Source organism: Streptomyces sp. NPDC055025 (genome assembly GCF_053608565.1).
Genome location: NZ_JBSGVS010000006.1, coordinates 164859 through 190793, shown reverse-complemented (window position 1 = coordinate 190793; position 25935 = coordinate 164859). Strand labels below are relative to the sequence as shown.

At 69.2% G+C, this 25935-nt stretch carries 20 protein-coding genes; 12 read left to right on the top strand and 8 right to left on the bottom strand.

Annotated elements, in window-relative coordinates:
* Positions 1 to 92: 92 nt before the first annotated feature.
* From ACWGDX_RS06440 to ACWGDX_RS06425, 4 genes are all read right to left on the bottom strand, one after another.
* The gene (locus ACWGDX_RS06440) at positions 93 to 764 is read right to left on the bottom strand and encodes a FadR/GntR family transcriptional regulator (RefSeq protein WP_453622794.1); all 672 of its coding nucleotides are present in this window, start codon (positions 762 to 764) and stop codon (positions 93 to 95) included.
* A gap of 158 nt (positions 765 to 922) precedes the next feature.
* Positions 923 to 2533: an FAD-dependent oxidoreductase gene (locus ACWGDX_RS06435; protein ID WP_453622792.1), complete on the bottom strand. Its 1611-nt coding sequence runs from the start codon at positions 2531 to 2533 to the stop codon at positions 923 to 925.
* A gap of 112 nt (positions 2534 to 2645) precedes the next feature.
* Entirely contained in the window at positions 2646 to 4190 is a 1545-nt protein-coding gene (gene glpK, locus ACWGDX_RS06430) for a glycerol kinase GlpK (RefSeq protein WP_453622790.1), read from the bottom strand.
* 246 nt (positions 4191 to 4436) lie between these two features.
* The gene (locus ACWGDX_RS06425) at positions 4437 to 5201 is read right to left on the bottom strand and encodes an IclR family transcriptional regulator (protein WP_453622788.1); all 765 of its coding nucleotides are present in this window, start codon (positions 5199 to 5201) and stop codon (positions 4437 to 4439) included.
* Between the two features lie 322 nt (positions 5202 to 5523).
* Here ACWGDX_RS06425 and metH point away from each other — a divergent pair, with 322 nt between their 5' ends.
* From metH to ACWGDX_RS06410, 3 genes are all read left to right on the top strand, one after another.
* Positions 5524 to 9033, top strand: coding sequence for a methionine synthase (gene metH, locus ACWGDX_RS06420; RefSeq protein ID WP_453622786.1), 3510 nt, complete (start codon positions 5524 to 5526; stop codon positions 9031 to 9033).
* A gap of 233 nt (positions 9034 to 9266) precedes the next feature.
* Positions 9267 to 9968, top strand: coding sequence for an HAD family hydrolase (locus tag ACWGDX_RS06415; protein ID WP_363083980.1), 702 nt, complete (start codon positions 9267 to 9269; stop codon positions 9966 to 9968).
* Between the two features lie 503 nt (positions 9969 to 10471).
* The gene (locus ACWGDX_RS06410; RefSeq protein WP_453622784.1) at positions 10472 to 12076 is read left to right on the top strand and encodes an ABC transporter substrate-binding protein; all 1605 of its coding nucleotides are present in this window, start codon (positions 10472 to 10474) and stop codon (positions 12074 to 12076) included.
* Between the two features lie 75 nt (positions 12077 to 12151).
* On the opposite strand, the gene ACWGDX_RS06405 is transcribed toward ACWGDX_RS06410, so the two are convergent.
* Complete coding sequence (locus ACWGDX_RS06405; protein ID WP_046498782.1) at positions 12152 to 12823, bottom strand: response regulator; 672 nt, start codon at positions 12821 to 12823, stop codon at positions 12152 to 12154.
* A gap of 74 nt (positions 12824 to 12897) precedes the next feature.
* Positions 12898 to 13785 (bottom strand): RecB family exonuclease, encoded by an 888-nt coding sequence (locus tag ACWGDX_RS06400; RefSeq protein WP_453622782.1) that lies wholly within the window; start codon positions 13783 to 13785, stop codon positions 12898 to 12900.
* Positions 13786 to 13845: 60 nt separating this feature from the next.
* On the opposite strand from ACWGDX_RS06400, the gene ACWGDX_RS06395 reads away from it, so the two are divergent.
* The 3 genes from ACWGDX_RS06395 (at position 13846) to ACWGDX_RS06385 (ending at position 17067) form a co-directional block, all read left to right on the top strand.
* Entirely contained in the window at positions 13846 to 15087 is a 1242-nt protein-coding gene (locus tag ACWGDX_RS06395; protein WP_453622780.1) for a site-2 protease family protein, read from the top strand.
* Positions 15088 to 15370: 283 nt separating this feature from the next.
* Positions 15371 to 16273 carry a tRNA (adenine-N1)-methyltransferase gene (locus tag ACWGDX_RS06390; RefSeq protein WP_066957079.1) on the top strand — a complete coding sequence of 301 codons (903 nt, stop codon included), beginning with the start codon at positions 15371 to 15373 and terminating at the stop codon, positions 16271 to 16273.
* Positions 16274 to 16482: 209 nt separating this feature from the next.
* Entirely contained in the window at positions 16483 to 17067 is a 585-nt protein-coding gene (locus tag ACWGDX_RS06385; protein ID WP_453622777.1) for a hypothetical protein, read from the top strand.
* Between the two features lie 41 nt (positions 17068 to 17108).
* On the opposite strand, the gene ACWGDX_RS06380 is transcribed toward ACWGDX_RS06385, so the two are convergent.
* Entirely contained in the window at positions 17109 to 17423 is a 315-nt protein-coding gene (locus ACWGDX_RS06380) for a ferredoxin (RefSeq protein ID WP_363085832.1), read from the bottom strand.
* A gap of 259 nt (positions 17424 to 17682) precedes the next feature.
* Here ACWGDX_RS06380 and arc point away from each other — a divergent pair, with 259 nt between their 5' ends.
* From arc to prcA, 5 genes are all read left to right on the top strand, one after another.
* Positions 17683 to 19449 (top strand): proteasome ATPase, encoded by a 1767-nt coding sequence (arc, locus tag ACWGDX_RS06375; protein WP_363085833.1) that lies wholly within the window; start codon positions 17683 to 17685, stop codon positions 19447 to 19449.
* A gap of 242 nt (positions 19450 to 19691) precedes the next feature.
* Positions 19692 to 21203 carry a depupylase/deamidase Dop gene (gene dop / locus ACWGDX_RS06370; RefSeq protein ID WP_365900452.1) on the top strand — a complete coding sequence of 504 codons (1512 nt, stop codon included), beginning with the start codon at positions 19692 to 19694 and terminating at the stop codon, positions 21201 to 21203.
* Positions 21204 to 21338: 135 nt separating this feature from the next.
* Complete coding sequence (locus tag ACWGDX_RS06365) at positions 21339 to 21557, top strand: ubiquitin-like protein Pup (protein ID WP_030754525.1); 219 nt, start codon at positions 21339 to 21341, stop codon at positions 21555 to 21557.
* 143 nt (positions 21558 to 21700) lie between these two features.
* A complete protein-coding gene (gene prcB / locus ACWGDX_RS06360; protein ID WP_363084299.1) occupies positions 21701 to 22546 on the top strand; it encodes a proteasome subunit beta in 846 nt (281 codons plus the stop codon).
* A gap of 52 nt (positions 22547 to 22598) precedes the next feature.
* Positions 22599 to 23432: a proteasome subunit alpha gene (prcA, locus tag ACWGDX_RS06355; RefSeq protein WP_453622774.1), complete on the top strand. Its 834-nt coding sequence runs from the start codon at positions 22599 to 22601 to the stop codon at positions 23430 to 23432.
* 77 nt (positions 23433 to 23509) lie between these two features.
* Here prcA and ACWGDX_RS06350 read toward each other — a convergent pair whose 3' ends face one another.
* Positions 23510 to 24529 (bottom strand): LacI family DNA-binding transcriptional regulator, encoded by a 1020-nt coding sequence (locus ACWGDX_RS06350; RefSeq protein WP_453622772.1) that lies wholly within the window; start codon positions 24527 to 24529, stop codon positions 23510 to 23512.
* A 143-nt stretch (positions 24530 to 24672) separates the two neighbouring features.
* Here ACWGDX_RS06350 and ACWGDX_RS06345 point away from each other — a divergent pair, with 143 nt between their 5' ends.
* Complete coding sequence (locus ACWGDX_RS06345; protein ID WP_453622770.1) at positions 24673 to 25932, top strand: MFS transporter; 1260 nt, start codon at positions 24673 to 24675, stop codon at positions 25930 to 25932.
* Positions 25933 to 25935 lie beyond the last annotated feature (3 nt).

The window sequence follows — 25935 nt, the reverse complement described above, 5'->3', positions numbered from 1 at the left end:
CGCGGGGGCGTCGCCCGCGCGCGCTCGGGCGGGCGTCCGCGGCGCCGACCGTCACAGGTCGGCGCCGCTGACGGCGTCAGAGGGTCGAGGCGTCAGAGGGTCGAGCGGAGCCACATCTCGACGCTCGCGATATGCACGGTCGCCCAGGACCGGGCCGCCTCGGCGTCCCGGTCCCTGAGCGCCGCCAGGATCGCCCGGTGCTCGTGGAGGGTACGGCTCACGGCGTCCTCCTGGGTCAGCCCGCGCCAGATCCTGGCCCGGGTGGTGGGCCCGGAGAGCCCGTCCAGGAGCGAGCAGAGCACCGAATTGCCCGACGACTGCACGATCCCGCGGTGGAACTCCAGATCGGCCGCGACAAGCTGCTCCACCGAGGGCCACTCCCCAAGAGCGTCCAGCTGGGCGTCCAGCACGTCCAGTTCGGCCTCCGTTATCCGCGCGCTCGCCATCGCCGTGGCGGCCGGCTCCAGGATGCGGCGTACGGCGAGGAACTCCAGCACGGTGTCGTCGCGGTGGAAGTCCACCACGAAGCTGAGCGCCTCCAGCAGCAGTTGGGGATCGAGGCTGGTGACATACGTGCCGTCCCCCTGCCGTACATCGAGGATGCGGATGAGCGACAGCGCGCGCACCGCCTCGCGCAGCGAATTGCGTGACAGGCCCAGATCGGAGGCGAGTTCGCTCTCCCTCGGGAGACGGTCTCCCGGGCGCAGCGCACCGGAGACGATCATTCCCTTGATCTTCTCGATGGCCTCGTCGGTGACTGCCATGGCGACCTCCATACATCCGATGTATCGGTCACCATTATGCGTCTCCGAGGCGCGAAGAGGGGCGCTCCAGGACAAGGAGCGCCCCTCAGTTCGTACATACGTCCTGCCGGTCCCGTTCGGACATCTGTGCCCAGCCGTGTGTGCCCAGCCGTGTGTGTTCAGTCGCGCTTGCCCAGCAGATCCTCGACCCCGGACCGGACGCGGTCCGTGTCCAGACCACGGATCGTCAGTGTCGTACGGCGGCGCAGTACGTCGTCGGCCGTCTCGGCCCACTCGTGGTCGCGGGCGTAGACGACCTGGGCCCAGATCTCCGGCGCGTCCGGATGGATCCGCTCACCCAGCTCCGGGTACTCGTTCGCGAGCCGTACGACGTCGAAGGCGAGCGAGCCGTAGTGGGTGGCGAGATGACGGGCGGTGTCCGCCGCCATGGACGGGCCCGTACCGCCGCCGTCGATGAGCAGCCGGTGGGCCACCGCGTTCGGACTGGCGATGCCCGGCAGCGGCAGCGTCCTCGGCAGTCCCGAGACCGGCTCCATGCCCTGGCCGAGCGGATGTCCCGGCAGGGACTCCAGCTTGGCCAGCACCGTACGGCCGATATGGCGGAAGGTCGTCCACTTGCCGCCGGCCACCGACAGCATGCCGCCGCGGCCCTCGGTCACGACCGTCTCGCGCCTGGCCTTGGAGGTGTCACCCGGACCGCCGGGCAGCACCCGCAGACCCGCGAAGGAGTAGGTGATCAGATCGGGGGAGAGCTGCTGGTCGCGGACGGAGAGCGCGGCCTCGTCCAGGATCTGGCGCACGTCCTTCTCGTTGACCCCGACCGCGCCCGGGTCGCCCTCGTACGCCTCGTCCGTCGTACCGAGCAGCAGCATGTCCTCCCAGGGGAGGGCGAAGGTGATCCGGTACTTGTCGATGGGCGTGGCGAGCGCCGCCGCCCAGGGCGCGGTACGCCGCAGGACGAGATGGGCGCCCTTGGAGAGGCGGACGGACGGCGCCGCGTGCGGGTCCTCCAGCCGGCGCAGATGGTCGACCCAGGGTCCGGTGGCGTTGAGGACCAGCCGCGCGTCGACACCGAACTCCGTACCGTCCGTACGGTCCCGCAGCTCCGCGCCCGTCACCCGGCCCCGGGTGAAGCGCAGTGCGGTGACCTCCGCGTGGTTGAGGACGGTGGCTCCGGAGTCGACGGCGGCACGGACGGTCATCAGCGCCATCCGCGCGTCGTTCATCTGGTCGTCGCCGTAGACGGCCACGGCCCGCAGCCCGTCCGTACGCAGCTCGGGCACCACGCGCCGGGCCTTCGCTGGGCTGATCAGACGGCCGACGCCGTCGCCGAACGCGGAGAGCGCGGAGTAGGCGAGGACACCCGCGCCGAGCTTGGCCGCGCCGTGCGGCCCGCCCTTGTACACCGGCAGACAGAAGGTGAGCGGCCGGGCGAGATGCGGTGCCACCCGCCGGGACACCGCGCGCCGCTCGAAGTGGTTCTCCGCCACCAGCCTCACCGCGCCGGTCTGGAGATAGCGCAGACCGCCGTGGAGCAGCTTGGAGGAGGCGGAGGAGGTGGCGCCGGCGAAGTCGCCGCCGTCCACCAGGGCCACCCGCAGTCCCGACTGGGAGGCGTGCCAGGCGGTGGATATGCCGAGGATGCCGCCGCCTATCACCAGGAGGTCGTAGGCCGCCCGGGACAGTGTGTCCCGGGTCTCCGCCCGGCTCGGCGGGGAACCGCCCGCCGGATGCGTCCCCAGGGCGGGGACGCTCTCCAGGATGCTCATTCGTCGCTCCACTCCTCTTGTGCCCTTGTGCCCTTGTGCCGTCGCGTACGGGGCCGTCTCCTACGGGCCGTCGCGTAGGGAGCCGTCGTACACCGGTCCGCCGCGGCCGTCCTCAGGCATCGTCGTCGAGCCAGCCCATGGTGCGGTCGACGGCCTTGAGCCAGTTCCGGTACTCGCGGTCACGGGTCGCGCCGTCCATCCGCGGTGTCCACTCCGCGGCCCGCCGCCAGTTGGCGCGCAGCGCGTCGGTGTCCGGCCAGAAGCCCACGGCCAGACCGGCGGCGTAGGCGGCGCCGAGACAGGTGGTCTCGGCGACCATCGGACGCACCACCGGTACGTCCAGGACGTCGGAGAGCGTCTGCATCAGCAGATTGTTGGCGGTCATTCCGCCGTCGACCTTCAGCGAGGTCAGCTCCACCCCGGAGTCCTTGGCCATGGCGTCGCTGATCTCCCGGGTCTGCCAGGCCGTGGCCTCCAGGACCGCGCGCGCGATGTGCGCCTTGGTGACATAGCCGGTCAGACCGGCGATCACCCCGCGCGCGTCCGAGCGCCAGTGCGGTGCGAAGAGACCGGAGAAGGCGGGTACGAAGTAGGCGCCGCCGTTGTCGTCGACCGAGGACGCCAGGGTCTCGATCTCGGCCGCGGACCTGATCAGCCCCATCTGGTCGCGCATCCACTGCACCAGTGAGCCGGTGACGGCGATGGCGCCCTCCAGCGCGTACACCGCGGGCTCGTCGCCGACGCGGTAGCCGACGGTCGTCAGCAGCCCGCTGTAGGAGTTCACGGGCTTGCCGCCGGTGTTCAGCAGCATGAAGGTGCCGGTGCCGTAGGTCGACTTGGCCTCTCCCTCGGAGAAACAGGTCTGGCCGAAGAGCGCCGCCTGCTGGTCACCGAGCGCGGAGGCGACCGGGACACCGTCCAGCACACCGCCCTTGGCCGTGCCGTACACCTCCGACGAGGAGCGGATCTTCGGCAGGATCGAGGCCGGCACACCCATCGAGGCGAGGATCTTGGGTTCCCACTCCAGGGTGCGCAGATTCATCAGCATGGTGCGGGAGGCGTTGGTGACGTCCGTGACATGCGCGCCGCCGTGGACCCCGCCGGTCAGATTCCAGATGACCCAGGAGTCCATGGTCCCGAAGTGGATCTCGCCGCGCTCCGCCCGTTCACGCAGCCCCTCGACATGGTCGAGCAGCCAGCGCGCCTTCGGGCCCGCGAAGTAGCTGGAGAGCGGCAGACCCGTCTCACGGCGGAACCGGTCCTGGCCGACATTGCGGCCCAGCTCACGGCAGAGCGCGTCGGTACGGGTGTCCTGCCAGACGATGGCGTTGTGGACGGGCAGACCGGTGTTCCTGTCCCAGAGCACGGTGGTCTCGCGCTGATTGGTGATCCCGATCGCCTTGACGTCGGCGGAGGTGATGCCCGCCTTCTCGATCGCGCGTGCCACGACCTCCTGGACATTGGTCCAGATCTCCACCGGGTCGTGCTCCACCCAGCCCGGCTTCGGGAAGATCTGCCCGTGCTCCTTCTGGTCGACGGCGACGATCCGGCCGTCCCGGTCGAAGACGATGCAGCGGCTCGATGTGGTGCCCTGGTCGATGGCCGCGATGAACGGTCCGGTGCCGCGGACGGTCCCGGTGGTGGTTGCGTCGCTCACGGTGTCTGCTCCTGCTCATTGCGAAGGGGAGAGGGTGGCTACGTGAAGACTCAGGGGCGCCGTACCAGCCGCCGTCCGGTGCGCCGTCCCGTTGTGGCGCTGTCACACCCTAACTCTTCCTTCCGTCAGCCGTTCGGCAATGCCGAACGATAGACGGATCGTATCTCCCTGGACATCGCGTGACCCGGGCCGGCGGCCGGAACCTCGTCCCTGACCTCGTTCCTCACCGATGATCCGCCCTGCGGTTCAGAACCGCCCGGCGCCGATCTCCCTGGAGACCGCGCGTGCGCAGTCGCGGACCGCCGCGACCAGCTCCGACCGCACCTCACCCGTGGGGCAGATACGTTCCACCGCACCGGTGACGGCGATCGCCCCGACGGGCATCCGGCGCCGGTCGTGGATGGGGGCCGCCACCGCCGCCACACCCTCCCAGGTCTCCTCGACGTCCGCCGCCCAGCCGCGCGCCCTGGTCAGCTCCAGCACGGCCTCGAACTCCGCCTCCGCGGTGATCGTCCGCGCGGTCAGGGCCGGGCGCTCGTTCCCGACCGCCTCGACGCGCGCCACCGGGTCGTACGCCGAGAGCACCTTGCCCAGCGCCGTGGAGTGCAGCGGCTGCATGGCGCCCACCTCCAGCACCTGCCGGCTGTCGTCCGGGCGGAAGACATGGTGGACGATCAGCACGCCCCGCTGGTGCACGACGCCGAGGTGGACGCTCTCACCGCTGGACCGGGCGAGATCGTCCGTCCAGACCAGAGCGCGGGCCCGCAGCTCGTGTATGTCCAGATAGCTGTTCCCGAGCCGCAGCAGCTCGGCCCCGAGCTGGTAGCGGCCGGACTCGGCGTCCTGTTCCACGAAGCCCTCCGCCTGGAGGGTGCGCAGGATGCCATGGGCCGTGCCCTTGGCGAGACCGACCGCCGAGGCGATCTCGGACAGACCGAGCCGGCGCTCACCGCCAGCGAGCAGCCGCAGCATCGCCGCCGCCCGCTCCAGCGACTGGATGTTCTTCGCCATCGGACCCGGACCTCCACACCTGTCGACCATGCTGAACACTATCGGGCACTGCCGACCCGTACTGCCTCCGAACCCGGACTTCTTCCCGCCGGGGAGCCGGGCCCGCGCGCCGGGAAAGGCCCCGCGCGCCGGGGAGGAGAGGGGCCCGGTACGCCCCCACGTCCGGATCTTTCCGTCCCCGCGTCCGGATCTTTCCGTGCAGGATGGCGCCCGCCCGATGAGATCCACACCCGCGAAGCGGCCCGCCCGGCTACGCTGGCCGGGTGCGCCGTCCATCAGAGGGCGCAAAGCCGACAGCCGTCGCATCCCAGGGAGTACTTTCATGGCCTCGTCGCCGACCCCCTCCACCGACAGCCGGACCCGTATCGAAGCCCTCCGTGAGGCACTGGCCACCCGGGTGGTGGTCGCCGACGGCGCGATGGGCACGATGCTCCAGGCGCAGGATCCGACGATGGAGGACTTCCAGAATCTGGAAGGCTGCAACGAGATCCTGAATGTGACCCGTGCGGACATCGTCCGGTCCGTGCACGAGGAGTACTTCGCGGTCGGTGTGGACTGCGTGGAGACCAACACCTTTGGTACGAACTACGCGGCGCTCTTCGAGTACGACATCCCCGAGCGGGTCTTCGAGCTGGCCGAGTCCGGCGCGCGGATCGCCCGCGAGGTCGCGGACGAGTTCACCGTCTCCACGGGGCAGCAGCGCTGGGTGCTGGGCTCCATGGGGCCGGGTACGAAGCTGCCGACGCTGGGCCATGTCCCGTACCTCACGCTGCGCGACGCCTACCAGCAGAACGCCGAGGGCCTGATCGCGGGCGGCGCCGACGCGCTGCTCGTGGAGACCACGCAGGACCTGCTCCAGACGAAGGCCGCCGTCCTCGGCGCCCGCCGCGCGCTGGCGGCCACCGGCGCGAACCTCCCCGTCATCTGCTCGGTCACGGTCGAGACGACCGGCACCATGCTGCTCGGCTCGGAGATCGGCGCGGCGCTGACCGCGCTGGAGCCGCTGGGCATCGACATGATCGGCCTGAACTGCGCCACGGGCCCGGCCGAGATGAGCGAGCATCTGCGCTATCTGGCCCGGCACTCCCGTATCCCGCTGTCCTGCATGCCCAACGCCGGCCTCCCCGTCCTCGGCAAGGACGGCGCGCACTACCCGCTGTCGGCCGGTGAGCTGGCGGACGCCCAGGAGACGTTCGTGCGCGAGTACGGGCTGTCGCTGGTGGGCGGCTGCTGCGGTACGACGCCGGAGCATCTGCGCCAGGTGGTCGAGCGGGTACGCGGCAACGCTCTGACGGAGCGTGACCCGCGCCCCGAGCCGGGCGCCGCCTCCCTCTACCAGACCGTGCCGTTCCGGCAGGACGCGTCGTATCTCGCCATCGGTGAGCGGACGAACGCCAACGGCTCGAAGAAGTTCCGTGAGGCCATGCTGGACGGCCGCTGGGACGACTGTGTGGAGATGGCCCGCGACCAGATCCGCGAGGGCGCCCATCTGCTGGACCTGTGTGTGGACTATGTCGGCCGGGACGGGGTCGCCGACATGGCCGAGCTGGCGGGCCGGTTCGCCACCGCCTCCACCCTGCCGATCGTGCTGGACTCGACCGAGCTGAATGTGATCGAGGCCGGGCTGGAGAAGCTCGGCGGCCGCGCGGTGATCAACTCGGTCAACTACGAGGACGGGGACGGCCCGGAGTCGCGCTTCGCGAAGGTGACCGCGCTGGCCGTGGAGCACGGCGCGGCGCTGATCGCGCTGACCATCGACGAGGAGGGCCAGGCCCGTTCCGTCGAGCACAAGATCGCCATCGCCGAGCGGCTGATCAACGACCTGACCACGAACTGGGGTGTCCATGAGTCGGACATCCTCATCGACTGCCTGACCTTCACCATCTGCACCGGGCAGGAGGAGTCCCGGGGCGACGGCATCGCCACGATCGAGGCGATCCGCGAGCTCAAGCGCCGCCGCCCCGATGTCCAGACCACCCTCGGTCTGTCGAACATCTCCTTCGGCCTCAACCCGGCCGCCCGTGTCGTCCTCAACTCGGTCTTCCTGGACGAGTGCGTCAAGGCGGGCCTGGACTCGGCGATCGTGCACGCCTCGAAGATCCTTCCGATCGCGCGGCTGGACGAGGAGCAGGTCAAGGTCGCGCACGATCTGATCTACGACCGCCGCAGCGAGGGTTACGACCCGCTCCAGAAGCTGATGGAGCTGTTCGAGGGCGTCAACACGAAGTCGATGAAGGACGGCCGGGCCGAGGAACTGCTCGCGCTGCCGCTGGAGGAGCGCCTGCGGCGCCGGATCATCGACGGCGAGAAGAACGGTCTGGACAGGGACCTCGCCGAGGCGCTGGAGACCCGGCCCGCCCTGGAGATCGTCAACGACACGCTGCTGGAGGGCATGAAGGTCGTCGGTGAGCTGTTCGGCTCCGGCCAGATGCAGCTTCCGTTCGTGCTCCAGTCCGCCGAGGTGATGAAGACCGCGGTGGCCTATCTGGAGCCGCACATGGAGAAGACCGACGCCGACGGCAAGGGCACGATCGTGCTGGCCACCGTCCGGGGGGACGTCCATGACATCGGCAAGAACCTGGTCGACATCATCCTCTCCAACAACGGCTACAACGTGGTGAATCTGGGCATCAAGCAGCCCGTCTCCGCGATCCTGGAAGCCGCCGAGGAACACCGGGCGGATGTGATCGGCATGTCCGGTCTGCTGGTGAAGTCGACCGTGATCATGAAGGAGAACCTGGAGGAGCTCAACCAGCGCAAGATGGCGGCCGACTACCCCGTCATCCTCGGCGGCGCCGCGCTGACCCGCGCCTATGTCGAGCAGGACCTGCACGAGATCTACCAGGGCGAAGTCCGCTACGCCCGGGACGCGTTCGAGGGTCTGCGGCTGATGGACGCGCTGATCGCGGTCAAGCGCGGAGTTCCCGGCGCCACCCTCCCCGAGCTGAAGCAGCGCCGGGTCAGGGCCACCGCCACCGCCGTGCTGGAGGAGCGCCCCGAACAGGGCTCGGTCCGCTCCGACGTCGCCGTCGACAACCCCGTCCCCGCACCGCCGTTCTGGGGCACCCGGGTCGTCAAGGGCATCCAGCTCAAGGAGTACGCCTCCTGGCTGGACGAGGGCGCCCTCTTCAAGGGCCAGTGGGGGCTGAAGGAGGCCCGCAAGGGCGGCCCCAGCTACGAGGAACTGGTCGAGAGCGAGGGCCGGCCCCATCTGCGCGGCTGGCTGGACCAGATGCACACCCAGAACCTGCTGGAGGCCGCCGTCGTCTACGGCTACTTCCCGTGTGTCTCCAAGGGCGACGACCTCATCGTGCTCAACGACGACGGCTCCGAGCGCACCCGCTTCACCTTCCCGCGCCAGCGCCGCGGCCGGCGTCTGTGCCTCGCGGACTTCTTCCGCCCCGAGGAGTCCGGCGAACGGGATGTGGTCGGCTTCCAGGTCGTCACCGTCGGCTCGAAGATCGGTGAGCGGACCGCCGAGCTGTTCGAGTCCAACTCCTACCGCGACTACCTCGAACTGCACGGGCTCTCCGTCCAGCTCGCCGAGGCGCTCGCCGAGTACTGGCACGCCCGGGTCCGCTCCGAACTGGGCTTCGCCGGTGAGGATCCGGCCGATGTCGAGGACATGTTCGCCCTGAAGTACCGGGGTGCGCGCTTCTCGCTGGGCTACGGCGCCTGCCCCGATCTGGAGGACCGCGCGAAGATCGCGGAGCTGCTGGAGCCGGAGCGGATCGGTGTCCAGCTCTCGGAGGAGTTCCAGCTCCACCCCGAGCAGTCCACCGACGCCATCGTGATCCACCATCCCGAGGCCAAGTACTTCAACGCCCGCTGACAGCGCCCGCCGACCGGCGCGCACCGACGCACGCGCCCGGCACACGCCGGCCCGGTCCCGCGCGGGCGGACACTCCCTGACGCGCTCCGGGAGCGGTCCGCCGGAATCCGGTCGGCGCGGAAGGCGGACGAGTCGTACACTGGTCGGTCCAGCGCAGGCCGGTCGCCTGTCCCGGTGGGGTAACCCCGTGGGAGAGGTGACCGGCCTTCTCGTCCCTCATGGAGGTGTGCCGGATGACCAGTACGGTCCCCGCGTCCTTGACCCGTACGGCCGAAGGATCGGCCCTTCAGGCCGTTCTTCTCGACATGGACGGAACCCTGGTCGACACCGAGGGATTCTGGTGGGACGCCGAGGTGGAGGTCTTCAAGGCCCTCGGACACGTCCTCGACGAGACCTGGCGCGATGTGGTGGTGGGCGGGCCCATGACCCGCAGCGCCACCTTCCTCATCGAGGCCACCGGTGCCGCCATCACCCTCGCCGAGCTGACCGTGCTGCTCAACGACACCTTCGAGGACCGCATCGGGCGCGGTGTACCGCTCATGCCGGGCGCCACCCGGCTGCTCACGGAACTGGCCGCGCACGAGGTGCCCACCGCCCTGGTCTCGGCCTCGCACCGGCGCATCATCGACCGGGTGCTGGCCTCGCTCGGGCCCGAGTACTTCGCGCTCACCGTCGCCGGTGACGAGGTGCCGCGTACGAAACCCCACCCCGACCCGTATCTGCTCGCCGCCCGCGGCCTGGGCGCCGATCCCTCGCGGTGCGCCGTCATCGAGGACACCGCCACCGGTGTCGCCGCCGCCGAGGCCGCGGGCTGCCGGGTGGTCGCCGTACCCTCCGTCGCCCCGATCGCACCGGCCGACGGACGGATCGTCGTGCGCTCGCTCGAAGAGGTCGATCTGGTATTTCTGCGCGGGATGATGACGCAAGGACACTGATCCGCGCACAGAGCGTCGCACCGGAATAAGCATGGAAACTCTCGGCATTGGGCCGGGTATTTTCCGTTACCTCGGCCACGGCAATCCATGGTCCGCTAAACGGTATGCGGAGTGAGGTTTATCACCTGCGCTCTCATCGACAGGGGCGGTCCGGACTGATCCATGGCCACCGAGGGGCGGTCCAGGTGTGCCCTTGTGTCCTGATTGGTGGAGGCCTGTACGAAACATTCCGGAGCCGCCATATCCACACGCCGCTATTGCCGATCACTGTGTGATTACGTTTCAGATCGGGCCCGTTCAGGCATTCCCGGTGCCTCCGACTAATCTCGTCGCGAGCACTTCGCCGCATCAACGACGTGTCCCGACGGCCCACCAAGTCGCCATGTACACAGGACCGATCGCCCTGTATCCCGGCCCGATCGCACTGCCCCGAACGGGTGGGCGCGGCGGAGTCTCCGTTAGCACCGCTGTATCTCAGTGCCGGATGAGGGAGTACGTCCAGGATGAACCGCAAGACTTTGGCGCTGGCTGCCGTGATCGGCCTGCTCGCGCCCGTGCTCGCCGGTTGTGGCGGCTCGGACGGTGGGTCCGACGGCGGTGAAGCCATTGTCGTGGGTACCACGGACCAGTACATCGCCACGGAAGAGGGACCCGCGCCGCTGGACCCCGCCTTCGCGTACGACACCGGCTCCTGGAACGTCCTCCGCCAGACCGTCCAGACGCTGATGCACGTGCCGCGCGGTGGCGGAGCGCCGGTGCCCGAGGCCGCCTCCAAGTGCGGGTTCACCGACCGGGAGAACGAGAGCTACCGCTGCACCCTGCGCGAGGGCCTGAAGTTCGCCGGCGGTGATCCCATCACCGTCGAGGACGTGAAGTACTCCATCAAGCGCGTCCTGGACATCAAGGACCCGAGCGGTATCTCCGGTCTGCTGGCCAATATCGACACGATGGAGACCAACGGCGACAGCGAGATCGTCTTCCATCTCAAGACGCCGGACGCGACCTTCCCGTACAAGCTGACCACTCCGCCGGCGGGCATCGTCAGCCAGAAGCTGTACGAGCCGAACAAGCTCCGTGACGGCTTCGAGGTGAGCGGCTCGGGTCCGTACACCTTCAAGGCCGAGGTCAAGGGTGACACCGTCGTCAAGGCGATCTTCACCAAGAACCCGGACTACAAGGGCGATCTCACCCTCCAGAACAACAAGGTCGAGCTCCAGCCCTTCAAGGACGCCGACGAGATGGGCAAGGCGCTCAACTCCGGCGACATCGATGTGATGACCCGCGCGATGACGCCCGACCAGGTCCAGTCGCTGGTCGAGAACCCCACGGAGGACGTCCAGCTCACCGAGATGCCGGGGCTGGAGATCCGCTACCTCGCCTTCAACACCGATGCTCCGATCGCCAAGGAGAAGGCGGTGCGCCAGGCCATGGCGTACACCATCGACCGCGGTGAGCTCATCACCAAGGTGTACGGCGCCATGGCCGAGCCGCTCTACTCCCCGATCCCGTCGAGCGTCGCGACGCACACCAACTCGTTCTTCAACAAGTACGGGGACGCGAATCCGGTCAAGGCCGCCCAGCTGCTGGAGGACGCCGGCATCACCACCCCGGTGAAGCTGACGCTGAACTACACGACCGACCACTACGGCGAGGCCACCGTCAAGGAGTTCGAGACCCTCCGGGAGCAGCTCAACAGCAGCAAGCTCTTCGACGTCTCGATCAAGGGCGAGGAGTGGAAGACCTTCCGGCCCAACCAGACCAAGAGGGCGTACGCGGTCTACGGCATGGGCTGGTTCCCGGACTTCCCGGACCCGGACACCTACATCGGGCCGTTCTTCGACAAGGACAACTTCCTCAACAGCCCGTACGACAACAGCATGCTGCGCAACCAGCTCATCCCGCAGTCGCGCCGCGAGGCCGACCGCAGCGCCGCCTCGAAGACCTTCGCCAAGATCCAGGACATCGTCGCCGACGACGTGCCGGTGCTGCCGCTCTGGCAGGGCAAGCAGTATGTCGCGGCCCGCACCGACATCACGCGGGTCGAGTGGGCGGTCAACTCGTCCGCGGAGCTGCTGCTGTGGGAGCTGCGCAAGGGCACGGGCTCCTGACCGAGGGGCAGAACGCCGAGGCCGGCCGGGGCACGCCCCGGCCGGCCTCAGCCGTATGTGTCCCGCCGTGTGCCGCTACTGGGCGCCGGGGCGCACCAGCCCGCTCTCGTACGCGTACACCGCCGCCTGCACCCGGTCACGCAGCCCGAGCTTGGTCAGCACATGGCCCACATGCGTCTTGACGGTGGTCTCGCTGACGAAGAGGTCCGCGGCGATCTCCGCGTTCGACAGTCCGCGCGCCACCAGCTTGAGGACCTCGACCTCACGCTCGGTGAGGGTGTGCAGGGTGTCGGGCACCGGCTCCTCGCCGGAGGGCAGATGGTCCGCGTACTTGTCGAGCAGCCGGCGTGTGATGCTCGGCGCCAGCATCGCCTCGCCGGCCGCGACCACCCGGATCGCCTGCACCAGTTCGTTGGCGGGGGCGTCCTTGAGGAGGAAGCCGCTGGCCCCGGCGCGCAGCGCCTCCACCACGTACTCGTCGAGATCGAAGGTGGTCAGGACGAGCACCTTCGCCGGGCCGTCCCGCCCCGGTCCGGTGATCTGACGGGTCGCCTCGACCCCGTCCATCCGGGGCATCCGGATGTCCATCAGCACCACATCGGGCTGGAGCGCGCGGACCTGGTCGATGGCCTGGAGGCCGTCCCCGGCCTCGCCGACGACCGCGATGTCCTGTTCGGCCTCCAGGATCATCCGGAAGCCGGTGCGCAGCAGCGGCTGGTCGTCGACCAGCAGGACGCGGACAGTCACGGGGAACTCCTTCACTAGGGCGGCCCCATTCTGCCCTGACCGCCCCCGCGCGACTCCGCCGGGCGTGAACCGCGTTACACGCTCCCGTCCGCCCCCTCCGCGCGCCGCACGGTCAGCGGATACACAGGAGGCGTACCGCCGAATTCCGGACAGAGGGCCTGGTGATCACACCAGCCGCAGAGCTTGGTCGGCCGGGGCCGCCAGTCGCCGGACTCGGTGGCCTCCCTGATCGCGTCCCACAGCGCCAGCAGCTTGCGCTCCACCCGCTTCAGATCCGCCTCCACCGGGTCGTACGTCACCACTTCACCGCTGCCCAGATAGACGAGCTGGAGCCGGCGCGGCATCACCCGCTTCAGCCGCCAGATCACCAGGGCGTAGAACGTCATCTGGAACAGCGCCCCCTCCGCGTACTCGGGGCGGGGCGCCTTGCCCGTCTTGTAGTCGACGATCCGCACCTCACCCGTCGGCGCCACATCGATCCGGTCGATCACCCCGCGCAGCCGCAGCCCCGACTCCAGCTCCGTCTCGACGAACAGCTCACGCTCCGCGGGCTCCAGACGCGTCGGATCCTCCAGCGAGAACCACCGCTCCACCAACTCCTCCGCCTGGCCGAGCCAGCGCGTCAGCCGCTCGCCCTCGGTGTCCTGCGCGAACAGCTCACTCAGCTCGGGCCGGGACTCCAGCAGCCGGTCCCACTGGCCGGGGATCAGAGCCTTGGCGCGTGGCGCGGTGCGCTCCACGGCGGGCGCGTCGAAGAGCCGCTCCAGCACGGCGTGCACCAGCGTGCCGCGGGTGGCCGCCTCGCTCGGCTTCTCCGGCAGCTTGTCGATCACCCGGAACCGGTACAGCAGGGGGCACTGCATGAAGTCGCTCGCACGCGACGGAGACAGTGAGGAGGGCGGCAGGCTCGTACTCATGACGCAGACCCTATGACCCGACACCGACAGCGATCCGAATACCATCGACCACAGAGCCACTCGCACCGCATGATCGAGCGACGCTGCCGCGAACGAAGGGAACCCGTGAAAGAGGACGACGAGAGCGGCGAGAGCAGGCGGCCGCGGCCCGGCGACGGGAACACGGGTCCCGACGGGAAGCCGGCGAAGCGCGAAGACCCCGGCGGCGGCATCCTCATGGGCCGTCCCTTCGGTGTGCCTGTCTATGTCGCCCCGAGCTGGTTCCTGGTGGCCGCGCTCATCACCTGGATCTTCGGCGGCCAGCTCGACCGGGTCCTGCCCGAGCTGGGCGGGCTCAGATATCTGGTCTCCCTCTTCTTCGCGGTCGCCTTCTACGCCTCCGTACTCGTCCATGAACTGGCCCATACCGTCGCCGCGCTGCGCTTCAAGCTGCCGGTGCGCCGTATCCAGCTCCAGTTCTTCGGCGGTGTCTCGGAGATCGAGAAGGAGTCCGATACGCCGGGCCGTGAGTTCGTGCTGGCCTTCGTGGGCCCGCTGCTCTCACTGGTGCTCGCCGGGGTCTTCTACCTCGGTCTGCTGGCCGTGGAGGCGGGTACGGTCCCCGGTGTCCTGCTCGCCGGTCTGATGGTCTCCAATCTGATCGTCGCCGCCTTCAATCTGCTGCCCGGCCTTCCGCTCGACGGCGGCCGGATGCTGCGCGCGGTCGTCTGGAAGATCACCGGCAAGCCGATGAGCGGCACCGTGGCCGCCGCCTGGGTCGGCCGCGGCCTCGCCGTCGCGGTCCTCATCGGTCTCCCGCTGCTCACCCAGACGGGAGCGCTCGGTACGTCGGCGACACAGGTCAGCGGCATGGAGACGGTGACCGACGCGCTGCTCGCCGCGATCCTGGCCGCGATCATCTGGACCGGCGCGGGCAACAGCCTCCGGATGGCCCGGCTCCGCGAGCACCTGCCCGAGCTCCAGGCCCGCGCGCTCACCCGCCGCGCGGTCCCCGTCGAGTCCAGCACCCCCCTGTCCGAGGCCCTGCGCCGCGCCAACGAGGCGGGTGCCCGCGCGCTGGTCGTCGTCGACGGCAAGGGCGATCCGACGGGCCTGGTACGGGAGTCCGCGATCGTCGGCGTACCGCAGCACCGCCGCCCCTGGGTCGCGGTGAGCGGACTCGCGCAGGACCTCACGGAGGGCATGAAGGTCCCCGCGGAACTGGCGGGGGAGGCGCTCCTGGACCGGCTCAGGGCGAATCCCGCGACGGAGTATCTGGTGCTGGAGGAGTCCGGCGCGATCTACGGAGTCCTGTCGACGGCGGACGTGGAACGAGCCTTCGTCTCCGCGATGGCCCGCCCCCAGTAGCTCCCCCGGCAGACCCGCTCGCGTTCCGGGCCACAAAGACGCCCCGGCCCCGCACGGCCGGACCCCCCTCACGTTCCGGGCGCCCACGGCCGCCCGGGTGCGCGGACATGTTCTGGCCCGCCCAGCCACCGGCGAGTGAGCCGAAGGGCGCGCCGCTGTCGAAAGGGAGAGCGCGCGCAGGTCCGTGAGGTACGAGCGGACCGAGCACGGTCGACCGTCGACAGTGGCATAAAGCGCCCGGAGGCGAACCGAGCCCTCAAAAAAGAGGTACTAAGGTGGGAGCATGTCCGAACCGACCGGTGCCGCCCGTAGACGCGGCCCCTTCAAGGTCGGGGACCAGGTTCAGCTCACCGACCCCAAGGGACGCCACTACACGTTCACGCTCGAAGCCGGGAAGAACTTCCACACCCATAAAGGGTCCTTCCCGCACGACGAGCTGATCGGTGCTCCCGAGGGCAGTGTTGTCCGTACCACGGGAAACGTCGCCTATCTCGCGCTGCGCCCCCTGCTCCCCGACTATGTCCTGTCCATGCCCCGCGGCGCCGCCGTGGTCTATCCGAAGGACGCCGGCCAGATCCTGGCCTTCGCCGACATCTTCCCCGGCGCGCGCGTCGTCGAGGCGGGTGTGGGCTCCGGCTCGCTCAGCAGCTTTCTGCTGCGTGTCATTGGTGACCAGGGCATGCTGCACTCGTACGAGCGCCGCCAGGACTTCGCCGAGATCGCCCAGCAGAATGTGGAGCGCTACTTCGGCGGTCCCCATCCCGCCTGGGAGCTGACGGTCGGTGACCTCCAGGACAATCTGTCGGACACGGATGTCGACCGGGTCATTCTGGACATGCTCGCCCCCTGGGAGTGTGTCGAGGCCGTCTCCAAGGCGCTCGTTCCCGGCGGCATCCTCTGCGCCTATGTCGCGACGACCACTCAGCTCGCCCGCACGGTCGAGACGATCCGGGAGTTCGGCACGTTCAACGAGCCGGCCGCCTGGGAGTCGATGATCCGTAACTGGCATGTCGAGGGTCTGGCCGTCCGCCCGGACCACCGCATGATCGGCCACACCGGCTTTCTCGTGACCGCCCGTCGGCTCGCGGACGGTGTCGAGCCGCCGCTGCGCCGTCGCAGGCCCGCCAAGGGCGCGTACGGGGACGACTACGACGGCCCGGGGAGCACCAGCGGTTCACGCGGCTGATCCCTGGCCCGCGTCGACCGGAAGGCTTTCACCAACACGACCGTGACGCCGCCGACTTCCCTCTTCGGAAAGGGGAAGTCGGCGGCTCCGTCTTTGCGTTCGCCTTACGGACCCCCCTGTTCCGCCTCTCTGTGACGTGTGGCACGATGCTGTCTCCCTCCCACCGTTGGTTACTCGCCGGCACCCCCCCTTCACAGGAGACACTCCGCGTGCAGATCTCCGACGTACCGGACCTCGCGCACACCCGGCCCCACCCGATGCACTGGCTCGCGACGGCCGCCGCGATGGCCGGTGTGGTGGCTCTGGCGGGTCTGCTGCAACCCGGTGCCGCGACCGCGTCCCAGACCGGCTCCAAGCCCGTGAGGACGTCATCCGGCGAGGTGCCGCTGCCCGCCCCCGATCCGGCCGGGGTGGACTACCCGCTGGAGTGCGGGGGAGCGGGCACGGTGGTCGTACGGCAGGCCTCCGGCGATCTCGACGGTGACCGGAATCCCGAGACCGTGGCCGTGGTGCGCTGCGAGGCGGGCTCGGGTACGCCGCCGCAAGGTGTTTATGTGCTGACCAGAGCCACGGCGGCGGAGCCGAGGATCGTGGCGACACTGGTCGACCCGAAGGACAAGCGGAACGTCGGACCCGACTTCGAGATCCGTGACGGTGTGATTCTCGCCACCCTGCTCGGCTACTCCGGACCCGATGTGCCGAGCTGCTGCCCCGACGAGGAGGAGCGGGTCTCCTGGCAGTGGGAGAACGGCGCGTTCGTGCGCGCGGAGAGGCCCGAAGCGCAGAGTGTGTGACCGCTCACACCAGGTCGCCCAGGGCCTCCGGTGAGGTCCGCTTATTCCGCGTCGGGCCCGTAAACCTCTACCCTGTCCGAAACGCGACGTACATGAATACAGTCGCCCGGACACTCCTTGGCCGAGTCGACGACATCACGCAGCAGCGGCAGCGGAACCCGTGTTGTGGCGCCCGGGGCCTGGAGCAGCTCGTCCTCGGGGCTCTTCACATACGCGAGCCCGTCGATGTCCAGCTCGAAGACCTCAGGAGCATACTGGGCACAGATCCCGTCCCCGGTGCAGAGGTCCTGGTCGATCCAGACCTCGAGAGGCTCACCGGTCTCGGTGACACCTTCGGTGGGAGCCTGCTGCTGCACGGTTGTCTCTCCTGCCGTTTGCCCCGCCGGACGGGGCGCTGTTAAGTAAGTCGCGCAAGCCCTGACGGGTGTTGAACACTTCGACGATACAACCGACAGCTTTCCGATGTTCCTGGGTGGGTATTCCCCTGGCGTGAGGGAAGAGCGCAAGGGTGAAGATCGGACACACCCCACAGTCTTTGTGATCTAGGGGTTTCAATCATCACCCACCCAGGTAGGGTCAGGAAGCGTCCAGCTCCCCTTGGAGGAGGTGAGGACCGTGGCAGCCCACGACGACGACATCAACCGCGGCATCCGGCCGGGGCGGGGGTCTGAAGACCCAGCCGGCCAGGTTGCCTATCTCGAGCAGGAAATCGCCGTCCTGCGACGAAAGCTCGCCGACTCTCCGCGTCACACGAGGATTCTCGAAGAGCGGATCGTCGAGTTGCAGACGAACCTGGCGGGTGTGTCCGCGCAGAATGAGCGGCTCGCCAATACGCTGCGTGAGGCCCGCGACCAGATCGTGGCCCTCAAGGAGGAGGTCGACCGGCTCGCACAGCCGCCGGCCGGCTTCGGTGTGTTTCTGCAGGCGAATGAGGACGGCACGGCCGATATTTTCACCGGGGGCCGCAAGCTCCGGGTGAATGTGAGCCCCAGCGTCGAACTCGACGAGCTCAGGCGCGGCCAGGAAGTCATGCTCAACGAGGCGCTCAACGTGGTCGAGGCCATGGCGTACGAGCGTGCCGGGGACATCGTCACCCTCAAGGAGATCCTTGAGGACGGCGAGCGCGCCCTGGTGGTCGGGCACACCGACGAGGAACGGGTGGTGCGGCTCGCGGAGCCGCTGCTGGACATCACCATCCGCCCCGGCGACGCCCTGCTGCTCGAACCCCGCTCGGGCTATGTCTACGAAGTGGTCCCCAAGAGCGAGGTCGAGGAACTGGTCCTCGAAGAGGTCCCGGACGTCGACTACGACAAGATCGGCGGTCTCGGCGGCCAGATCGAGATGATCCGCGACGCGGTGGAGCTCCCGTATCTCCACCCGGATCTCTTCAAGGAGCACGAACTGCGTCCGCCGAAGGGCATCCTGCTCTACGGCCCGCCCGGCTGCGGCAAGACACTGATCGCCAAGGCCGTGGCCAACTCCCTTGCCAAGAAGGTCGCCGAGGTGACCGGAAGGCCCGCGGGGAAGAGCTACTTCCTCAACATCAAGGGTCCGGAGCTGCTGAACAAGTACGTCGGTGAGACCGAGCGGCATATCCGCCTGGTCTTCCAGCGTGCCCGGGAGAAGGCGAGCGAGGGCACTCCCGTCATCGTCTTCTTCGACGAGATGGAATCCCTCTTCCGCACCCGCGGCTCCGGTGTCAGCTCGGACGTGGAGAACACCATCGTCCCGCAGCTCCTCGCCGAGATCGACGGTGTGGAGGGCCTGGAGAACGTCATCGTGATCGGTGCCTCCAACCGGGAGGACATGATCGACCCCGCGATCCTGCGGCCCGGCCGGCTCGATGTGAAGATCAAGATCGAGCGTCCGGACGCGGAGGCCGCGAAGGACATCTTCGCGAAGTATCTGACGGCCACGCTGCCCCTGCACTCGGACGACATCTCCGAGCACAACGGCTCCAAGGAGGCCGCGGCGCACGGAATGATCCAGTCCGTGGTCGAGCAGATGTACGCGGAGTCCGAGGAGAACCGCTTCCTCGAAGTGACATACGCCAACGGCGACAAGGAAGTCCTCTATTTCAAGGACTTCAACTCCGGCGCGATGATCCAGAACATTGTCGACCGGGCCAAGAAGATGGCCATCAAGGCCTTCCTCGACCACAACCAGAAGGGCCTCCGGGTCTCCCATCTCCTCCAGGCTTGCGTGGACGAGTTCAAGGAGAACGAGGACCTGCCGAACACCACGAACCCCGACGACTGGGCCCGTATCTCCGGCAAGAAGGGCGAGCGGATCGTCTTCATCCGCACCCTGGTCACCGGAAAGCAGGGCGCGGACACCGGGCGCTCCATCGACACGGTGGCCAACACCGGTCAGTACCTGTAAAGCGCAGACGCAGACCGGCTGCGGATGTCCGGAAGGGCATCCGCAGCCGGTTGCTTTCCACGCACCTTCCACCACACCAGGCCAATGACGGAAATGATCTCCCCACCGGCGCGGAGGCGTTCTAGGCTCTTTCGTACCGCCGCGTGGCGGCGCCCGGAGCCGGGCACCGCACACGCACCGGAGGAAGAGCGGTACTTGAGCGCCGCTTCCGGAGGGGAGCGCCGCCGGGCAAGGAGGGCCGCATGACCGTACGGCGAGTAATGGGCATCGAGACGGAGTACGGGATCTCCGTCCCGGGGCACCCGAACGCCAATGCCATGCTCACCTCGTCCCAGATCGTGAACGCCTACGCGGCGGCGATGCACCGCGCTCGGCGGGCCCGCTGGGACTTCGAGGAGGAGAATCCGCTGCGGGACGCCCGTGGCTTCGACCTCGCCCGCGAGACGGCCGATTCCAGCCAGCTCACCGACGAGGACATCGGGCTGGCCAATGTGATCCTCACGAACGGCGCCCGGCTGTATGTCGACCACGCCCACCCTGAGTACAGCTCTCCCGAGATCACCAATCCGCGGGACGCCGTCCTCTGGGACAAGGCCGGCGAGCGGATCATGGCCGAGGCCGCCGAGCGCGCGGCCCAGCTTCCCGGCGCCCAGCCGATCCATCTGTACAAGAACAACACCGACAACAAGGGCGCGTCCTACGGCACGCACGAGAACTACCTGATGAAGCGGGAGACCCCGTTCTCGGACATCGTGCGCCACCTCACGCCGTTCTTCGTCTCACGGCAGGTCGTCACCGGCGCGGGCCGGGTCGGTATCGGCCAGGACGGCCATGAGCACGGCTTCCAGATCAGCCAGCGGGCGGACTACTTCGAGGTCGAGGTCGGGCTGGAGACGACCCTCAAGCGCCCCATCATCAACACCCGCGACGAGCCGCACTCCGACGCGGAGAAGTACCGCAGGCTGCATGTGATCATCGGCGACGCGAATCTGTCGGAGATCTCGACCTATCTCAAGCTCGGCACGACCTCGCTCGTCCTGTCCATGATCGAGGACGGTTTCATCAACGTCGATCTCGCCGTCGACCAGCCGGTCCGCACGCTGCACCAGGTCTCGCACGACCCGACGCTCGGCCGGCTGGTCACGCTCCGCAGCGGCCGGACACTCACCGCCGTCCAGCTCCAGATGGAGTACTACGAGCTGGCCAGGAAGTATGTCGAGGAGCGGTACGGCGCCGACGCGGACGAGCAGACCAGGGATGTGCTGGGGCGCTGGGAGGACACGCTCAACCGGCTGGAGAACGATCCGATGAGCCTCTCCGGCGAGCTGGACTGGATCACCAAGCGGGAGATCCTGGAGGGCTACCGCCGGCGCGACGGCCTGGACTGGGACGCGGCCCGGCTGCACCTCGTGGACCTCCAGTACGCGGACGTACGCCCCGAGAAGGGCCTGTACAACCGTCTGGCGGCCCGGGGCAGGATCAGCCGCCTCTTGGACGAGCAGGATGTCGAACGGGCCAGGACCAAGCCTCCTGAGGACACCAGGGCGTACTTCCGCGGGCGCTGTCTGGAGCAGTACGCGGACGATGTGGCGGCGGCCTCCTGGGACTCGGTCATCTTCGATCTGCCCGGCCGTGACTCACTGCAACGGGTTCCCACCCTGGAGCCGCTGCGCGGTACACGCAACCACGTCAAGGAGCTGCTCGACCGGTGCCGCACGGCCGAGGAGCTGGTCCGGGTACTGTCCGGCGGCTGAAACAGCGGCGGTCCGGGAATGATCGGGGTGGTACCCGGACGTTGTAGCAACTGCGGGGCCGATGTCGGACCCTCCTTGTAGGGTCTGATCTTGAAGGTCACATCGAGCGGGGCGAAACCGAGCGGGGTGAGGGATATGGCGACCAAGGACACCGGCGGCGGCCAGCAGAAGGCGACGCGTTCCACGGAGGAGACCGAGGAGCAGGCCCAGGAGGCACAGGCTTCCGAGGACCTCAAGGAGCGCCAGGAGAAGCTGTCCGACGATGTGGACTCCGTCCTGGACGAAATCGACGACGTGCTCGAGGAGAACGCAGAGGACTTCGTGCGGTCCTTCGTGCAAAAGGGCGGCCAGTAAAGGCCGTTGTCCGTCCCGGGCCGTCGGCGAAAGCCGGTAGCACCGGGACGGATGACAGGCGACGGCGCGGGTAAGGTCCGTGCACAGATTCAAAGATCGGCCCGGCCCGAGCGGCGGGCCGCCGCCCATCCGGAAGGAAACGTGTGGAAGCCAACCCTCGTAGCACCGGGCGTCTGCCGGCAGCCTTCCTGACGCCCGGCTCGTCCTCGTTCATGGACTTCCTGTCCCACCACTCGCCGGACATGCTGCCCGGCAAGCGTTCGCTGCCGCCCCTGCAGGGTGCCATCGAGGCCCCGCACGGTACGACGATCGTCGCGACGACCTTCCCCGGCGGGGTGGTGCTCGCCGGTGACCGGCGGGCGACCATGGGGAACATGATCGCGCAGCGCGACATCGAGAAGGTCTTCCCGGCCGACGAGTACTCGGCCGTGGGTATCGCCGGCACCGCCGGTCTCGCCGTGGAGATGGTCAAGCTCTTCCAGCTGGAACTGGAGCACTTCGAGAAGGTCGAAGGCGCCCAGCTCTCCCTGGAGGGCAAGGCCAACCGGCTCTCCACGATGATCCGCAGCAATCTCGCCATGGCCATGCAGGGCCTGGCCGTCGTCCCGCTCTTCGCCGGCTGGGACGTGGACCGCGGCAAGGGCCGGATCTTCTCGTACGACGTGACGGGCGGCCGGTCCGAGGAGTCGGGCTTCGCGTCCACCGGCTCCGGCTCGATCTTCGCCCGTGGGGCGATGAAGAAGCTCTACCGCGAGGACCTGACCGAGCAGCAGGCCACCACCCTGGTCATCCAGGCGCTGTACGACGCCGCGGACGACGACTCGGCGACGGGCGGCCCCGATGTGGCGCGCCGGATCTATCCGATCGTCACGATCATCACGGACGAGGGCTTCCGGAGGCTGACGGACGAGGAATCCTCGGAGATCGCCCGCTCGATCCTTGAGCGCCGGCTGGAGCAGCCCGACGGCCCGCGCGCCGCGCTGCTCTGACGCCGCCCTCTTCTGAACAAACACGCCACTGACAGAAAGGGACGGATAGCCGGTGTCGACGCCGTTCTATGTCTCACCCCAGCAGGCCATGGCCGACCGGGCGGAGTACGCGCGCAAGGGCATCGCCCGTGGTCGCAGCCTGGTTGTGCTCCAGTACGCCGACGGCATCGTCTTCGTCGGCGAGAACCCGTCCCGCGCGCTGCACAAGTTCAGCGAGATCTACGACCGGATCGGGTTCGCGGCGGCCGGCAAGTACAACGAGTACGAGAACCTGCGCATCGGCGGTGTGCGCTACGCCGATCTGCGCGGATACACCTATGACCGCGACGATGTCACGGCCCGTGGTCTCGCCAATGTCTACGCGCAGACACTGGGCACGATCTTCTCCAGCGCCGGCGAGAAGCCCTACGAGGTGGAGCTGGTCGTCGCCGAGGTGGGCGCGACACCGGACGGCGACCAGATCTACCGGCTGCCGCACGACGGGTCGATCGTGGACGAGCACGGCTCGGTCGCGGTGGGCGGCAGCTCGGAGCAGATCAGTACGTATCTCGACCAGCGGCACCGCGAGGGCATGTCGCTCGCGGAGGCGCTGAAGCTGGCCGTCCAGGCACTGTCCAGGGACACCAACGGCGGCGAGCGGGAGATCCCCGCGGAGCGGCTGGAAGTGGCGGTCCTGGACCGGACGCGACCGCAGCAGCGCAAGTTCAAGCGGATCGTCGGCCGGCAGCTCTCCCGGCTGCTGGACGCGGACGGCGCGGCCTCCACCCCGACGGACGCCCCTTCGGACACGGAGGAGCCGGACGGCGCCGCGTCCCCGGCGGCGGACACGTCCACGGACAGCGGTGGGAAGGACGCCGGGAAGCCGGACGACGGCACCGAGAAGTAGCCCGTCCGGAGCAACCCGACCCGCAATCGCGTATGCCCGTGCCCCGGTCCGCCCACGCGGCCCGGGGCACGGGCATGTCAGGCGTCGGGGGGCGGGGGAGCGGTGGAGGCCCGGACCACCAGTGAGACCGGCAGATCGCCGGGCTCCGGGTGCCGGCCGTCCAGGACCGTCAGCAGCGCCGCCATACCCCGCTCACCGACCCGCTCGGCCGGCAGGCTCACCGTGGTCAGCTCGGGTTCGATCGCCGTCGCGAGCGCCAGATCGTCGAAGCCGGTGACCGAGATGTCCTCCGGCACCCGCAGACCGAGGCGCCGCAGCGCCTTGCAGGCCCCCACGGCCAGGATGTCGTCGTCGCAGATCAGCGCCGTGGGCCGGGGACCGGGGGCGGCGAGGGCGTGCTCGACGGCGGCCCGCGCGGCGCCGACCTCCAGGGGCGCCGACACCGCCCGTACGACCGCGTCCGGCACTCCCCGTACCGCTCCGGCCAGCGCTTCGGCCCGTATGTCGAAGGTCCAGGAGGGCACCGAGGCGGCGAGATGGAGCAGACGCCGGTGGCCGAGGCCGAGCAGATGCGCGGCCACCTGACGGAAGCCGTCGGCGATGTCGAGATTCACCCGGGCGGCGGCACCGGGCGCCGCCGGATCGCTGTCGAGCATCACCAGCGGCAGATCCGCGCCCCGGATCGCGTCCAGTGCCTCCGTCGCCATCGAGGAGGCGATCACCCCGTCCAGCGCGGCCCGCGCCGAGGCGAAGGGGTCCCGGGCGGGCCCCACCCCGGCGGGTGAGGGGTAGAGGACGACCCCGAAGCCGTGCTCGGCGGCCACCCGGGCCGCGCCGGTGTAGACCCGGGCGAAGAACTCGTTGGTGAGTGCGGGGACGACCAGGAGCGCGGTCCTGGTCGTACCGAGGCGGAGATTGCGGGCGGCGAGATTGGGCCGGTAGCCGAGCGCGTGCGCCGCGTCCCGTACGAGCCCGGCGGTCCGCTCGGAGACCCTGCCCCGCCACTTGTCCCCGAGGACCAGGGACACCGTGGCCTGGGACACACCCGCGGTCCGCGCCACATCCCTGCTGGTGGGCCTGGCGGGCTGCTCTGTCATGGCTACCGTTCTCCGTCGCGCTCGTCAGGCGGGTCCCGTCCGCCAAGGCGCCGGCAGTGGACCCGCGGACTGGCCACATGGTACGTATGACGCCGACGTTATACGTAAAACCCCGGGCGACCGGGCGAGAGAAGGGGCGGCCCATGGCCACCGGCTACGTGGACATCCTCAAGGCGCCGCACGCCGCCCGGCTGCTCGCCGGCACGCTCGTGGGCCGGCTGCCGAACGCCACGGGTCCCATCGCCGTCGTACTGCTCGTCCGGGGCGGCGGCGGCAGCTACAGCCTCGCCGGCGCGCTCGCGGCGGTGTACGGGGTCGCCAACGCCGTGGGACAGCCGCTGCTCGGCCGGGCGGTGGACCTGTACGGCCAGCCCCGGGTGCAGCTTCCCGCCGCCGTGGTCTCCGCCCTCGGCGCGGTGCTGCTCGTCATCGCCGGGACCGGCTCCCCGCTGCTCGCCTACGGCGCCGTCGCGGTCGCGGGACTGTTCACCCCGCCGCTGGAGGGCGGGCTGCGGGCCCTGTGGCCCAACGTCCTCGGCGGTGAGGAGCGGGTGCACCGGGCCTACGCCATGGACGCGGTGGCGCAGGAGATCATGTTCACCGTCGGCCCGCTGCTGGTCACCCTGCTGGTCGCGCTCTGGTCCCCGGCCACCGCGCTGCTGGTCGTCAACGCGATCGGGGTGCTCGGCGCGCTCTCCGTCGTCCTCTCCGCGCCCTCCCGCGCCTGGCGCTCGGCGCCCCGTGAGGCGCACTGGCTCGGCGCCCTGCGCTCACCGGGTCTGCTGGCCCTGCTGGGCGCGTTCCTCTTCGTCGGGATAGCTCTCGGCTCGATCACCGTCGCGGGCGTCGCCTACGCCGACGACCAGGGCCGGGAGTCCGTCTACGGCTGGCTGATGGCCGCGCTCGGCCTCGGCGCGCTGGTGGGCGGCTCGGTGTACGGGGCCCGGCAGTGGACCGGCGCCCCGGAGCGGCGGCTGCGTGCCATCGTCGTCCTGCTGGCTCTCTGCTATCTGCCGCTGACACTCACACCCGGTGTGCCCGCGATGACGGGGCTGGCCGCCGTCGCCGGGGTCTTCCTCGCGCCCGCGATCGCCTGCGCCTTCATCGTCGTCGACCGGCACGCGCCGCGCGGCACCGTCACCGAGGCGTTCTCCTGGCTGGTCACCACCATCGGGGTCGGTTCCGCGCTCGGCACGGCGGCGGCGGGGCCCGCCGTGGAACTGGGCGGCACCTCCGCGAGCTTCGCGGTCGCGGGGGCCGGAGGTGTCGCCGCCCTGCTGGTACTGCTGGCCACACAGCGGGTGCTCGCCGCTCCCGACCGGAGCGCCGATGCCACCATCCGGACGGAAACAGATCAAGGCGGAGCGGCCGAACCCGGTTTCAGCTCTGGTCATCAGGCGTAATGT

Bases quoted from the DNA above. Each gene is read 5' to 3' on its own strand.
- ACWGDX_RS06440 (WP_453622794.1), bottom strand. From the start codon at position 764: ATGGCAGTCACCGACGAGGCCATCGAGAAGATCAAGGGAATGATCGTC.
- ACWGDX_RS06435 (WP_453622792.1), bottom strand. From the start codon at position 2,533: ATGAGCATCCTGGAGAGCGTCCCCGCCCTGGGGACGCATCCGGCGGGC.
- ACWGDX_RS06425 (WP_453622788.1), bottom strand. From the start codon at position 5,201: ATGGCGAAGAACATCCAGTCGCTGGAGCGGGCGGCGGCGATGCTGCGG.
- metH (WP_453622786.1), top strand. From the start codon at position 5,524: ATGGCCTCGTCGCCGACCCCCTCCACCGACAGCCGGACCCGTATCGAA.
- ACWGDX_RS06415 (WP_363083980.1), top strand. From the start codon at position 9,267: ATGACCAGTACGGTCCCCGCGTCCTTGACCCGTACGGCCGAAGGATCG.
- ACWGDX_RS06410 (WP_453622784.1), top strand. From the start codon at position 10,472: ATGAACCGCAAGACTTTGGCGCTGGCTGCCGTGATCGGCCTGCTCGCG.
- ACWGDX_RS06400 (WP_453622782.1), bottom strand. From the start codon at position 13,785: ATGGTATTCGGATCGCTGTCGGTGTCGGGTCATAGGGTCTGCGTCATG.
- ACWGDX_RS06390 (WP_066957079.1), top strand. From the start codon at position 15,371: ATGTCCGAACCGACCGGTGCCGCCCGTAGACGCGGCCCCTTCAAGGTC.
- dop (WP_365900452.1), top strand. From the start codon at position 19,692: ATGACCGTACGGCGAGTAATGGGCATCGAGACGGAGTACGGGATCTCC.
- ACWGDX_RS06365 (WP_030754525.1), top strand. From the start codon at position 21,339: ATGGCGACCAAGGACACCGGCGGCGGCCAGCAGAAGGCGACGCGTTCC.
- ACWGDX_RS06350 (WP_453622772.1), bottom strand. From the start codon at position 24,529: ATGACAGAGCAGCCCGCCAGGCCCACCAGCAGGGATGTGGCGCGGACC.
- ACWGDX_RS06345 (WP_453622770.1), top strand. From the start codon at position 24,673: ATGGCCACCGGCTACGTGGACATCCTCAAGGCGCCGCACGCCGCCCGG.